Genomic DNA, 12,754 nt, shown 5'->3' with positions numbered 1-12,754 from the left:
AACGGGAGGTAATGATTATGAAAAAGCTGATGAGTCTTTTATCAATAATAGTATTGATCGCTCTTGCGGGATGTGGTAATCCCACTCCGCAAAAACCGGGGGAATCCGTACAAACGGGTGCTGGTGAAAAAGGAGAGAAGAAAATAACGATAGCCGGTAATGGCGGTGTCATCGAAAGTGCCATCCGAGATGTGATTGCCCCGAAATTCAAAGAAGAAACGGGAATCACGGTTAATTATATTTCCGGTTTATCAGGTGAAATCCTATCCAAAGTGGAATTACAGAAGAATGCGCCGCAAATAGATGTTGCCCTTTTTGTACCGGTTGATGTTATACGCGCTAAGGAGAAGGAACTGATCGTACCAATTGATGAGTCCAATGTTCCCAATATGAAATCGGTGGATTCACGGTTCATTCCGGTTGAAAATGCGGCCGCTCCAGCATTTGGTTTAGTCATTGCACCAGCTTATAATACGGAAACCTTTAAAAAGGAAGGCTTAAAATCAATTGAATCATGGAATGATCTTGTCTCTCCTGATTACGAGGGTAAAACGGCATTTTCAGATATTACGAATGATTGGGGTTTCAATACCCTTAATGGTCTGGCCATTTCAAACGGCGGCAGTACGGAAGACATGGAACCAGGTCTCGAAAAGGCAAAAGATCTTGCAGCGTATTCCAATACATTTTATAAAAACTCAACGCAAATGATGCCAGCTATCCAACAAGGAGCTGCTGACGTAACGGTCATGGGAAGTTATTCCATAGGTGAATTGGCCGTTTCAGGTATTCCGATTAAGATGGCCGTGCCTAAAGAAGGCGTGCCGCTTCAAGCTTTCAGCGCTGGTCTAGTGAAAAATACGCCTAATAGCAAAGAAGCCCTAGAATTCATCAACTATGTAATCAGTGAAGAATCACAAGCATTAATTTCCGAAAAAGGATTTTATCCGACAGTGGAAGGCATGGAAATTCCAGAAAAATATGAAGAGTCAATCGGGCTTAAAGCAAGTGATAAAACATTTAAACCTGATTTCGCCAAGTTTGCCGAGATCCGTGCAGAGGTGTCAGACAGATGGGCGAAAGAGGTTACTCCTGAATTAGGGAAAAAACTCAAATAAAAAGGAGCGTGTTGATCACATGGAAGTATTAAAAAAAGATGTGGAAATTAATAGGCAACACCTGGAGGCAGTTCAGGGGGTTGGCTCAAATAAAAATGATGTAGAGATAAAAGGCGCGTTTAAACAATTTGGAGCGAATGTTGTCCTGAATGGCATTGATTTGGAGGTGAAACAAGGAGAGTTACTCACTCTTCTTGGACCTTCCGGGTGCGGAAAGTCCACAACCTTAAACCTCATTGCCGGGTTCCTCGATCCGGATCGGGGCGAGGTACATATTAAAGGCAATAATGTAACGAAGGTTCCGCCTTATAAGCGAGATTTAGGAATGGTTTTTCAAACCTATTCGCTTTTTCCCCATATGACAGTCTATGAAAATCTCAGTTTTGGCTTGAAACTGCGCAAAGTCGGTAAAGCAGAGCAAAAAAAGAAGATTAGTAAAGCGCTTGAATTAGTGAAAATGTCAGGATTGGAGAATCGTTATCCAAGGGAATTATCAGGTGGTCAGCGTCAGCGTGTTGCGATTTCAAGGGCACTTGTTGTTGAACCGGAGCTCCTTTTGCTTGACGAGCCGCTTTCAAACCTTGATGCAAAGCTGCGTCATGAACTCAGGGCCGAGATTAAGCGTTTACAAAAGGAAATTGGCGTAACGACCATTTTTGTGACCCATGATCAAGAAGAAGCTCTATCCATGTCCGATCGAGTCGTGGTCATGAATGCAGGGAAAATTGAACAAATCAGTACTCCGACCGAGATTTACAATCATCCGAAGACAGAGTTCGTCTTTCAATTCATCGGGAAATCGAATTGTTTTGAAGGGAGTGTGTCTGCTATCGATAAGCGGAAAGTTGCAGTCAAAATCGGTTCTGAAATCACTCATGTCGACACGAATAACGTCATGGGAAATGAAAGTGATCTGAAAACCGGGGATGAGGTAAAGCTTTATATTAGACCGGAAAAACTGCAAATTATTTCTCTTGATGAAAAATCTTCAGCTCCATTGGATTTCCATCGTGCCAAGATCAGCCAAATGAACTATCTTGGTACCTCATGGGAAATCAATGTTCTGTTACAGGGGAAAAGTATTCAAGTATTGACTTCCGCTTTCGATTCATCATGGCAAAATGGAAGTGAGGTGTTGATTGGATGGAGCCCATCAGAAGTTATGCTAGTCAAGAAATAGAACAGCAAACGAGTCCTATCGAACCGCAAAAGAAGCCTAAAAGCAAGAAAAGGAAAGTCTGGGTGCCGGGATTACTTCTTTTAACGCCGATTCTACTTTTCATATTTGGTTTCTTTGTCATACCGATGTTATACATTTTATATTTAAGCTTCATATCCACAGATAATCTTGGAGGAGCGGAGGCAGTATATAGCATAAAAAACTATACACAATTATTTTCCGATAGCTATTACTTATCTTCCTTATGGCTGACAGTGAAGATCAGTTTATATTCGGTCTTGGTTGCTTTATTACTTGGATATCCAGTAGCTTTGACAATGGCCAAAAGCTCAGCGCGGATCAGAGGGTATATCACTCTCTTGATCGTGTCACCGCTCTTGGTAAGTATAGTTGTCCGTAATTTTGGCTGGTACCTTTTGCTCTTGCCTAATGGAACGATTAATCAAACCTTGATGGCCCTTGGCATAATAGATGCACCATTGAAACTATTGTTTTCGGAGATAGGAGTTGTGATTGGGCTTTCCAATGCATATCTTCCTTTCATGATCCTATCCATCGTTGCAAGTCTTTATAATATCGATCCTTCTCTTGATAAGGCAGGAGCCATACTTGGGGCAAGCCCGTTCAGAAGGTTCTTTTCCATTACATTGCCGCTAAGCATCCCAGGTATCGTATCTGGCTGCATTCTCGTATTCAGTTTGTCAATGAGTGCTTATGTTACGCCTGCCCTAATGGGGGGAGCCAACGTGCCCGTGATGCCTGTTGTCATCTATGATCAAATTAATAACCTGCTGCATTGGACATTCGGATCTGCTCTTTCTTATATTCTATTAGCAACCACTGTCATATCGGTAGCCGTCTTTACCAGAGCGTTTGAAAAAGGGAAATTCAAGGAGGTATTCCGATGATGAAAACGTTTGGCGGCCTTCGGGTTGCAGTAGCCGTTTTGGCCATTATCTATATCTTGATCCCGCTCATTGTCGTTATTCCCGCTTCTTTTACAAGTGCCAATTATCCAAGTTTTCCGGCTGAAGGCTTTTCACTGCAATGGTATGCCAAGATCTTGGAGCGCCCTGAATTTTTGGAAGCATTTTTGAACAGTGCGAAGTTCGCAGCATTGGCTGCCCTTTTCTCCGTCATATTCGGTACTTTGGGTGCCCTTGGTATCGCAAAGTATGATATTCCGGGAAAATCGTATATTACGGCCCTTTTAACTTCTCCATTAAGTGTGCCGCAATTAGTCTTGGGGATCGCACTCTTAATGTACTTTACACCAATGATGCTTGCCGGTACGTCTACAGGATTTTTAATTGCCCATATCGTGATTTGCATACCATATGTCATGCGGCTCGTATTAACCGGTTTAAGTGGATTTGATTATAATCTCGAAAGGGCTGCGGCCATACTTGGAGCAAATCCACTAACGGTATTCATGAAAGTGACACTGCCGCTAATTGGATCCGCGGCCATCTCAGGGGGATTATTCGCATTTTTGACATCATTTGATAATGTAACGGTCTCTCTTTTTATGGTATCACCTGAAATGAGAACGCTGCCGATTGAGATTTTCTCGCAAATGCAGGATGCCTACAATCCAATCGTCGCATCCGTGTCGAGCGTGGTTATTTTCATATCAGTCCTTCTGATTGTCATACTTGAAAAAATTCAAGGTGTAGGCAAAGTTTTTGGCGGTTCGCATCATACAAACGGTTAAAAAACGGGTATATATGATGTGACATACGATCATGCTGGCAAAGTTATGATTTTTTCGAAGAAAACTCATGTGTACATTCCATTCAAATGGGCCAAACACCTTTTCGCAGCCAATAACGGCGCCGTTAGGACAGGGACAGAGGGATTAACCTGCTTTGCGATATGTTCCATACTATATTGTGAAAGCAAAATCACTTCTGTCTTTCCATCCAATTGTTCCACCATCTTTTTAACCCGATCGTCATGTTCCTTTCTTTTTCCTTGTGATAATAAATGGATGATTCCGGGATCGACCAATGACTCGATCATACAGTCCGGATTCTTATTTAAAAGGTAATTTTGAAGGGCGATCGGCGTTTCTTTTACGGTAGAAACCAGGCCAATGCGAGTATAGCTAAGAGCTTCATCAAGCATGGCCTCATCTGAACGAAATAACTTTACAGAGTATAAAGGCTGTAAAATTGCAGTGATGTCATTAAAGGCAGAGCAAGTAAGTTGGATGCATGAAACATCAGAATCATAAGCTAAATTCACTAATGCAGAAAAGCGGCGGATGATTTCAGGAGTTAACTTGCCGCTCTTTTCCATCAAGGAGAGAAGGGACGTGTCCATTAAATGAAGGAGTTCAATGTTCGGTGCAACCGTCTGAAAGGCAATTTCAATTGGTTTTAGCGCAGTGTGGTTGCATGAATCAGTGCGATTTTCAAAAAAACCCTCTTTTATTTCATCATTATACCTAGTAGAACTATTCCATTATATTACATACAGATAGACCTCTTACAAATTTCTATTAAGAAAGGAAGGGAGAAGCATGGAGAAAGAAGCCCTGGTCGATCTTCGACAGGTAATTCCAGATGAGAGAATGTTTCTAGATTTGGCAGAAAGGTATTGTTATAGCTACGACGCTTCTTTCGGGGAATATTTACCCGAAATCGTCATTCAGCCAAAAAACGCGGAGGAAATCAGTGCAGTGGTTAAATTGTCTAATACTCACAAAATACCTGTTTATCCTAGGGGATCAGGAACTTCGCTAAGCGGCGGCCCTTTACCTGTTAAAGGGGGGATGGTTCTTGATATGACCCTTTTGCGGGATAAATTGATCATTGATCGGGAAAATATGCTTGCCATAGTCTCTCCAGGTGTGATTACGGCAGATATTCATAAAAAGGCCGAAGAAGCCGGCTTATTCTATCCGCCGGATCCAAGCAGTTCCAATGTAGCCACTATAGGCGGGAATCTATTAGAAAACTCCAGCGGTCCAAAGGGATTGAAATACGGAACGACAAAAGAATACGTGATAGGTCTGGAGGTGGTCACCCCGACAGGAGAAATCATTCGAACTGGCGGAAAGACCGTAAAAAATGTAACTGGGTATGATTTGACCCGATTGATCGTAGGTTCGGAAGGTACCCTGGGCATCGTAACTGAGGCAATCATCCGCTTAATACCAAAACCTCAATCTAAACAAACATTTGTCGCCCACTTCAATCATTTGATAGACTCTGGCCATGCCATTACCAGCATTTTATCATCAGGAATTCTACCCTCTGCCCTGGAATTGATGGATAATGCGTGCATCCGTGCTGTTGAAAGCTACCGTCCTTCCGGTTTGCCTCTTCAGGCTGAAGCCATTCTGATCATAGAAATAGATGGACACCCATTGGCGATTGAGGAAGAAATCAATAAATGCGCCGATATATGCAGGGCAGAGGGTGCTTCCTACGTCAAGATAGCGGAGACAGAGGAAGAGCGCCAAACGATTTGGAGAGCGCGTAAATTGGTTTCCCCGGCCATTACACAAATGGGCCCTACAAAAATTTCTGAAGACGCGACCGTTCCACGCAGTCAAATACCTGCAATGATGGAGAGATTAAACAATATCCGGGAGAAGTACGGATTGAACTTGGTTGTATTCGGTCATGCAGGGGATGGGAATTTACATCCGAACATCATTACCGATAAAAGAAATATTACGGAAATGAAAAAAGTGGAGCTTGCTGTCAGTGAAATTTTTGAAGCAGCTATCGAATTAGGAGGAACACTTTCCGGGGAACATGGAATCGGTACTTTAAAGTCACCATATATGGAAATGGAATTAGGAATAACCGGAGTGAATATGATGAAAAAAATTAAAGAAGCATGGGATCCCAATAATATCCTGAATCCGGGGAAGATTTTTCCTGATAAGGGACAGACAAGGGTTGTGTTGGTTACATGAATCTACCCACCAAACCGAATGAGTCAAATGCTGCTGTCCAAAATTTATATTCAGATGCCTATGATTGGACAAACCAATGCGTAAAATGCGGATACTGTTTACCGGCATGCCCTACATATGAATCAATGGGTGTGGAATCCGCCTCTCCACGCGGTCGTATCAATCTAGTGAAAATGGCAGCCGAAGGAAAAATAGATTTCCAAAAAGATTTAGCTGAACCAATCGACTTATGCTTAGGCTGCCGTGCTTGTGAAACAGCATGTCCTGTTGGTGTGCCATACGGACATATACTGGAAGCGGCTAAAGAAGCCATTGAAAACTCCCCGTCAGCCAACAAAAAAAACAAAATGACAAGAATCAAAAAACTGGCATTGGTTCATCTTTTTCCATATCCAAAACGGATGAACAGGATTGGAAGTGCAGTGCAGCTCTATCAAAAAACCGGCTTATCCAAGCTTATCCGTTCATCAAATATATTGCAGAAGGTTTCCCCTGCCCTTGCACATTTAGAACAGGCACTTCCAGACATCGAGACTTCTTCCAAACGTATCCGGCAAGGTACGATTATGCCAGCAAAAGGGGAAACGAAATTAAAAGTTGCATTTTTTACTGGGTGTATCATGGATTCCATGATGTCACGAATTAACCGTCTTTCCATTGAGCTGCTTACCATAGCAGGGTGTGAGGTCATTCTCCCTGAAAACCAGAATTGCTGCGGTGCTCTCCATTCCCATCAAGGTGAAACAAAACAAGCGAAAGCATTGGCAAAGAGGAATATCCAAGCCTTCATGCAAACGGAGGCTGATGTAATCATAAATAACGCAGGAGGCTGCGGTGCTTCGCTTCTTGAATATGGACATCTATTGGCAGAGGATCAAGAATGGGCTGCGAAGGCAAGGGCTTTCTCGGAAAAATCAAAAGATATCAGTCAAATTCTTCATCAATTGGGGCCGCTACCTTTCACTGAAGAATGGCAAGGCATCGTTTCCTATCAAGATTCATGTCATTTACGCAATGTTCAAAAGGTCCAAAAGGAACCTCGTTTATTATTGCAATCCATACCAGGAGTTTTCTATGTCGAAATGGAAGGGTTTGACCGTTGCTGTGCATCCGGAGGCATTTACAATCTTCTCCACTTTGATGAATCCATGAAAATTCTTGATGAGAAAATGAAGAATCTTAAAGAAACGAAAGCAACTACCATTGTTACGGTTAACCCAGGATGCCAAATGCAAATGAGCATTGGCATCCAAAGGGAGGGAGCGGCAAACCAAATGAAAAGTTTGCACCTTGTTGAAGTACTTGCCAAGGCTTGCGGCTTGGATTGACAAAAAGGATATTGAAACTCCTTAAAGCATTACCCGTCAGCGTTTTCGCACTTATGTGAAGATGCTGACGGTTTTTTATTTTGGCTCTTTTCGTAAAGATTGTTGTTTTTAAAACGAAACGAATTATGGTTGATTGGAGCGGAAGTGCGATACTCCTTCGGGAGCAGCGAGACAGGTGAGACCCCACAGGCATTTACGCCGAGGAGGCTCACCGCCCGCCCCGCGGAAAGCGAGCATCTGGAGGGGAAATCAACCACACCGCATTACTTGGTAAATGGCAACAAATTATGCGAAAACAGCCTTTATTTTTCAATTAATTAATGACTATGTTGGGGAACTTAATGTAATAATGCAGTGCCGTATGTATAATTAAAAAGATATCGGTGCCGATTCGCAAATGAAAAAAACCGTTCAATTATCTGAACGGAATGTGTGAGTAAATGAATTTAAATTCCTGTTTTTATCCCAAAACCGATTAAAATTAAGCCAGTTGATTTTTGGAATGCTTTCTGGAATTTGGAATTGTTCATCCATTTTTTTGCGTAATCAATTAGATAAACAAGAAATAGAAACCACAGTACAGCGAGCAAGGTTAAGATGAAGGCTAATATAATCAATTGCTGGTTTACATTTCCGTTCAAATTGATAAATTGTGGCATGATTGTTATATAAACTAAAACGGTCTTTGGATTAAGAATATTATTAAGTAATGCTTGCATGAAGGAATCCTTATTGTGCCGGTTTGAATACTTAACAGGTGTATTTGCTTGTGCTTGAATTTCTTTTAAGGAAAAAACGCTTTTAGAAAAAAAACTTTTTATCCCTAAATAAATTAAATAGGCGGCTCCCAAATATTTGATTGTACTGAAAAGAATCACAGACTTTGCAATGACAACAGATAGTCCAAGAATGGCTATAAGCGTCCAAAAAGAAAGTCCCGTTGCCATTCCGAGAACGGTATAACGTCCCGCTTTCGGACCATGGCTAAGCGTGTTTTTCACTAAGAGCATTGTATCTGCTCCCGGTATAATAACCATCATTGCCACTATTGATATGTATGTAAGTAAGCTGTCCAAACTAATTCCCCCTCCCACTTTCATAGTGGTTACTAAAGTAACTACTTAGTAAGTATATTAGATGAAAATGGAAAACGTCAACAGATTTTGCTAAAATATTAGTTACAAAGGTAGCGACTACGGTTGTGTTGGAGGGTTTATGAAAGAAACCATTTTAGAAACATTAAAAAATCTGAATTTCACCGAATATGAAGCGAAAGCATATCTTGCCTTATTGGAAGAATCGCCATTAACAGGCTATGCAGTAGCAAAAAACTCCGGTGTACCACGTTCAAGAATATATGAAATTCTGGATAGTCTCGCCATACGCGGAGATATTCTGGTCAGTCCTGGAAACACACCACAGTATACTCCTGTTCCTGCAAAGGAGCTAATAAAAAACCGTCGGATGAAAGCGGAAGAGAATTTTGAACTGGCAGAAAAATCATTAGCGGAGTTCGAACGGTCTGCAAATGATCGTGAAAATATCTGGAATATCATGGGGCGTAATGAAATACTCGATAAGGTCAAAGCTTGTATATTATCTGCTAAAAAAAGAATACTCTTAGAGATTTGGGAAGACGAATTCGAAGAATTAGAACCTGAACTAAGACAGGCCGCAAATGGTGGAGTCAATGTAACAATTATTGCCTATGGGGAAATCGTCTGTGATTTTGCAAATGTTTACCTCCATTATATGGGTTATGAAATTACAGAAGAGTATGGTGGACGATGGCTTGTTATCAGTGGCGATGATTCTGAAGTAGTCGCAGGTATAGTCTCTCTTGGTAAAGATAGCCGTGCAGCATGGACCATGCATGTAGGTTTAGTGATGCCCATTACAGAAGTCATGATTCATGATTTGTATCTCATGGAAATCATGGGGAAACATAGGGAACTTTTAGAAGAAAGTTTTGGTGTAAACCTCGTCAATTTACGTAAAAAATTTTCTATTCATCCAGATAATAAAAAACATTACGTGGACTAGATTTGTACATGTTCAATAATAAAAGCATTTTCAAAGTGGCATGAATCCAGGCAGGATTTATGCCTTATAAAGTTGAAGTTGATAGGCGCAGGTAAATTGAAGACAGACAAAGCATCTCGTCCCGGAACCCGGGTGATTGACGATACGGCAGATAAATTTAACTATATTAAAATATGGAAAAGGGTATAATGAAGAAGGAATAAGCCATTTTGGTAATGGGATTATCATATCGGATTACATGTTTGATATCCGGATCACTAAGACAGAAGGAGAAATGATTCATTTGAATAACAAGGAAACAAAGGGTACCGAGTTACCTGCCAACTATGAGGAATTAAAAAAATCTGCCAATCGCAAATCTAATTGGAGAGAACGTTTAGATGCAATCGAAGAATTAGGTCAATCAAAAAATAAACAAGTAATCGACATTCTCACACATATCATGAATAATGATTCTGTATATAAAGTTCAAGAGGCAGCCTACCGTCAATTGAAAAGTTTAGGCGAAAATGTGCAAATGCCAGCAAGGAAAAAGGGCGAGTTGATCAAAGGTTTGACCAAAATCTTAGTGCGGATCAAGAAGAGTTTACCTGAAAATCACACATATCACGAATTCAAAGACAAACTCCAGAAAATGAGAATGGATATATATGATACATATGAGGGAGAAAAAGGAGCAGACTTTGATAAATGGCTTGAAAATACGTGGTCAGCTTTATCGAAAAGATAAAATAGAAAAATAAGTAATATGGATACAGGAGCAAAATTTTTGCTCCTTTTTCTTATATGTAAAACAAAGTTTTAGCTATAGTATGCTAATATATTTAAAAGAGGAAGTATTTGGCTGTTGCTTTAATTTTGAAAACCAATACCTACATGCGAATTCAGGGGAGAAAAGATGACAGATTATATTGAACTTTGGAAACAGGCAATGACAGATCATACTGGGAAGATACCTAACAGGCTAAAAGATGATGCTGCAGAAGAAGCTTTTTGGGCTTCCAAGGTTGCAGCGAAAAAACAACATAAAGTGGAACCTTATGCAAAAATTGTGCAGCAAGAGTTATTGGCATTATTAAAACAGGATGATCATGTATTGGAAATCGGCCCTGGATGGGGCAATTATACATTTGATATTGCAAAAGAAGTCAGGAAGCTAACTTGTATAGATAGTTCCAAAAGCATTATCAGTTTTTTGGAATCCCACGCAAACGAAAAAGGTTTCGAAAACATGGAGTTAATTCATGATAAGTGGGAAAGTGATAACAAAAAAGTCAAATATGATGTAGTATTTGGTTTTAATTGTTATTACCGAATGAGTGAAATCGGTCATACCTTATTAAAAATGAATGATTCTGCAGCTCGTTTAGCGATAGTAGGTATGACAACCGGACCAGAAAAACCTCATTATATGGAATTGAAGCAACGAGGATATACGATTAATTTAAGAAGACGGGATTACATACACATCTTGAATGTTTTGTATCAACTTGGAATACTGGCTGACTGTAAGATCGTTAAATTAAAAAGTAAAAAAATCTATTCAACCTATGAAGAAGTAATCCGAGATAATACAACAAAAATTCTTGATGAACATTTTTCCCATGATGAAGTAAAAACGATCCTAAATAAATATGTGGTGGAAAAAGAAGGAGTTTACGAATATGAATATCCGTTTCATGCAGCTTTGATGTATTGGAATCCAAGTTAAATTAACAATTTTAGTACCTTTTTCACTGGCCCTTCAGGAAAAAGGTATTTTTTCGGTTGGATATTCGCAAAATAATAGTAACAAGGCTACAAATACAATGAAAAAACGGAGTGAGAATGATAAATGAAAGAAATATCCGAAAAGAGATTTTGTGAAACTTGTAAAAAAGAGACAGTTCATACAGTAACTGAAGATGCATTGGAAATAGAATATTCATGTAATGAGTGCGGTAAGCACCAAGATATTTTCAAGACATTTTTTTAGAAAAATTTGAACCAATTTTAATTTCGTAATCGGAATTTTGTTGCAAGGTAGCAAGGTAAGTAGTTCGAACATGGTCATCTTTCCTTGGTATTTGGAAATGGCCTCCCCCTAAGGGAATCACTCTCATCGAAATTTTTTGCATCCCCCTTATTTAGAGCGGAACGAAATCAGCTGAATAATTAAAAGCCTGTCAAAACAAGTGGCCCCCCATCTAATACAATAGTGTCATTCCCGTTTTACGCCATGTATCTACCGAAAACGAACTGCTTTAAAAAAGCCCCTTCATCCGCACCCGCCTTGTTCCACCATAAAGTCGACAATCAACATAAAATTGTAAGTACTGCAGCTAAGACTTCATCATTCCCACCCATAGTTAACCAAACGAATAATTACAGTCGAACGGATTTCAAAAAATATTATCCTAGCATATAAAAAAACACAAACTTTATTTTAAATTTTCAGAAAATATTGAATTCTCTTTAATTTGTTTGTATAATTGAGCCGACAGTCGACAGTATTCTGAAAACGGGGGGTGCTTCATGGGTCTTATGAATAACGCATTATCTAAATCAATAGCGGAACATATCACAGAACAAATCATAACCGGTGTACTTAAACCAGGAGAAAAATTGGTGGAACTTATTTATGCAGAAGAATACGGAACGAGCAGAGCACCGGTTCGCGAGGCAATTTATTTGCTTGCAAAAGAAGGATTAGTAGAAAGAATTCCGCGTAAGGGCGCCATCGTAAAAGAATATACGGAAAATGAAATTTACGATTTGCTTGAAATTCGAAATATGTTGGAAAATATGGCGATGGAACGTATTAAAAAGCATGGAATAGACCAAATACTTCTTAAAGAAATGAAACAGCATCTTTCAGAAATGAAGAAAATAGAAGATATTCACTCCTATACCCAATTGAATCATTCCTTTCATACATGTCTTATCAAAATGAGTAAAAGTGAAACCATCAAAAACATGTACTCCCAACTTGGCTGGCCTTTGTTGAGAATTCAAAGCCTATCTTTTTCAAACGGGAACAACATTGAAAAATCTATTTCTGAGCATGAAATTATTTTCGAATTGTTGTTCGACCAAAACATGAATGAATTAACAGCAGTTTTACAAAAACACAATCTTGATGTGATTTCCAGCATTCAAAAAATGCTTAAATAGT

The 12,754-nt window shown here is 39.8% G+C and carries 12 protein-coding genes; 10 read left to right on the top strand and 2 right to left on the bottom strand.

All coding sequences use genetic code 11. The features are described 5' to 3' along the window. Nucleotides 1-17: 17 nt before the first annotated feature. Genes J7I90_RS02685 through J7I90_RS02670 form a run of 4 tightly spaced genes read left to right on the top strand, consistent with a single transcriptional unit; the run spans nt 18 to nt 4,012 of the window. Nucleotides 18-1,118: an ABC transporter substrate-binding protein gene (locus tag J7I90_RS02685; RefSeq protein ID WP_214768277.1), complete on the top strand. Its 1,101-nt coding sequence runs from the start codon at nt 18-20 to the stop codon at nt 1,116-1,118. Between the two features lie 19 nt (nt 1,119-1,137). After that, the gene (locus tag J7I90_RS02680) at nt 1,138-2,298 is read left to right on the top strand and encodes an ABC transporter ATP-binding protein (RefSeq protein WP_214768276.1); all 1,161 of its coding nucleotides are present in this window, start codon (nt 1,138-1,140) and stop codon (nt 2,296-2,298) included. Further along, on the top strand, nt 2,262-3,206 hold the full coding sequence (locus tag J7I90_RS02675; RefSeq protein WP_214768275.1) for an ABC transporter permease: 945 nt from the start codon (nt 2,262-2,264) through the stop codon (nt 3,204-3,206). The genes J7I90_RS02680 and J7I90_RS02675 overlap by 37 nt, the downstream gene beginning before the upstream one ends. Continuing rightward, on the top strand, nt 3,206-4,012 hold the full coding sequence (locus J7I90_RS02670; RefSeq protein ID WP_095678476.1) for an ABC transporter permease: 807 nt from the start codon (nt 3,206-3,208) through the stop codon (nt 4,010-4,012). The genes J7I90_RS02675 and J7I90_RS02670 overlap by 1 nt, the downstream gene beginning before the upstream one ends. A 65-nt stretch (nt 4,013-4,077) precedes the next feature. On the opposite strand, the gene J7I90_RS02665 is transcribed toward J7I90_RS02670, so the two are convergent. Next, complete coding sequence (locus J7I90_RS02665) at nt 4,078-4,623, bottom strand: hypothetical protein (RefSeq protein WP_251025051.1); 546 nt, start codon at nt 4,621-4,623, stop codon at nt 4,078-4,080. Between the two features lie 199 nt (nt 4,624-4,822). On the opposite strand from J7I90_RS02665, the gene J7I90_RS02660 reads away from it, so the two are divergent. Both J7I90_RS02660 and J7I90_RS02655 read left to right on the top strand, forming a co-directional pair. Continuing rightward, entirely contained in the window at nt 4,823-6,229 is a 1,407-nt protein-coding gene (locus J7I90_RS02660; RefSeq protein WP_214768274.1) for an FAD-binding oxidoreductase, read from the top strand. Next, nucleotides 6,226-7,557: a (Fe-S)-binding protein gene (locus J7I90_RS02655; protein WP_214768273.1), complete on the top strand. Its 1,332-nt coding sequence runs from the start codon at nt 6,226-6,228 to the stop codon at nt 7,555-7,557. Before J7I90_RS02660 ends, J7I90_RS02655 begins: the two co-directional genes overlap by 4 nt. A 446-nt stretch (nt 7,558-8,003) precedes the next feature. Here J7I90_RS02655 and J7I90_RS02650 read toward each other — a convergent pair whose 3' ends face one another. After that, a complete protein-coding gene (locus J7I90_RS02650) occupies nt 8,004-8,633 on the bottom strand; it encodes a homoserine/threonine efflux transporter (RefSeq protein WP_214768272.1) in 630 nt (209 codons plus the stop codon). Between the two features lie 139 nt (nt 8,634-8,772). On the opposite strand from J7I90_RS02650, the gene J7I90_RS02645 reads away from it, so the two are divergent. The 4 genes from J7I90_RS02645 to J7I90_RS02630 all read left to right on the top strand — a co-directional run bounded on the left by J7I90_RS02645 (nt 8,773) and on the right by J7I90_RS02630 (nt 12,753). Further along, complete coding sequence (locus J7I90_RS02645; RefSeq protein WP_214768271.1) at nt 8,773-9,600, top strand: TrmB family transcriptional regulator; 828 nt, start codon at nt 8,773-8,775, stop codon at nt 9,598-9,600. A gap of 274 nt (nt 9,601-9,874) precedes the next feature. Next, on the top strand, nt 9,875-10,330 hold the full coding sequence (locus tag J7I90_RS02640; protein WP_214768407.1) for a HEAT repeat domain-containing protein: 456 nt from the start codon (nt 9,875-9,877) through the stop codon (nt 10,328-10,330). Between the two features lie 168 nt (nt 10,331-10,498). After that, nucleotides 10,499-11,311 carry a methyltransferase domain-containing protein gene (locus tag J7I90_RS02635; RefSeq protein WP_214768270.1) on the top strand — a complete coding sequence of 271 codons (813 nt, stop codon included), beginning with the start codon at nt 10,499-10,501 and terminating at the stop codon, nt 11,309-11,311. Nucleotides 11,312-12,114: 803 nt separating this feature from the next. Then, nucleotides 12,115-12,753 (top strand): GntR family transcriptional regulator, encoded by a 639-nt coding sequence (locus J7I90_RS02630; RefSeq protein ID WP_214768269.1) that lies wholly within the window; start codon nt 12,115-12,117, stop codon nt 12,751-12,753. The last annotated feature ends 1 nt before the right edge of the window (nt 12,754 follow it).

The sequence above is a fragment of the Bacillus sp. ISL-57 genome (genome assembly GCF_018613135.1).
GTDB classification, from domain to species: domain Bacteria; phylum Bacillota; class Bacilli; order Bacillales; family DSM-1321; genus Peribacillus; species Peribacillus frigoritolerans.
Note: the sequence above shows the minus strand (reverse complement) of the source record. Positions and strands in the feature narration are given on the sequence as shown.

Bases quoted from the DNA above. Each gene is read 5' to 3' on its own strand.
- J7I90_RS02685 (WP_214768277.1), top strand. From the start codon at position 18: ATGAAAAAGCTGATGAGTCTTTTATCAATAATAGTATTGATCGCTCTT.
- J7I90_RS02680 (WP_214768276.1), top strand. From the start codon at position 1,138: ATGGAAGTATTAAAAAAAGATGTGGAAATTAATAGGCAACACCTGGAG.
- J7I90_RS02675 (WP_214768275.1), top strand. From the start codon at position 2,262: ATGGAGCCCATCAGAAGTTATGCTAGTCAAGAAATAGAACAGCAAACG.
- J7I90_RS02670 (WP_095678476.1), top strand. From the start codon at position 3,206: ATGAAAACGTTTGGCGGCCTTCGGGTTGCAGTAGCCGTTTTGGCCATT.
- J7I90_RS02665 (WP_251025051.1), bottom strand. From the start codon at position 4,623: ATGGACACGTCCCTTCTCTCCTTGATGGAAAAGAGCGGCAAGTTAACT.
- J7I90_RS02660 (WP_214768274.1), top strand. From the start codon at position 4,823: ATGGAGAAAGAAGCCCTGGTCGATCTTCGACAGGTAATTCCAGATGAG.
- J7I90_RS02655 (WP_214768273.1), top strand. From the start codon at position 6,226: ATGAATCTACCCACCAAACCGAATGAGTCAAATGCTGCTGTCCAAAAT.
- J7I90_RS02645 (WP_214768271.1), top strand. From the start codon at position 8,773: ATGAAAGAAACCATTTTAGAAACATTAAAAAATCTGAATTTCACCGAA.
- J7I90_RS02640 (WP_214768407.1), top strand. From the start codon at position 9,875: ATGATTCATTTGAATAACAAGGAAACAAAGGGTACCGAGTTACCTGCC.
- J7I90_RS02635 (WP_214768270.1), top strand. From the start codon at position 10,499: ATGACAGATTATATTGAACTTTGGAAACAGGCAATGACAGATCATACT.
- J7I90_RS02630 (WP_214768269.1), top strand. From the start codon at position 12,115: ATGGGTCTTATGAATAACGCATTATCTAAATCAATAGCGGAACATATC.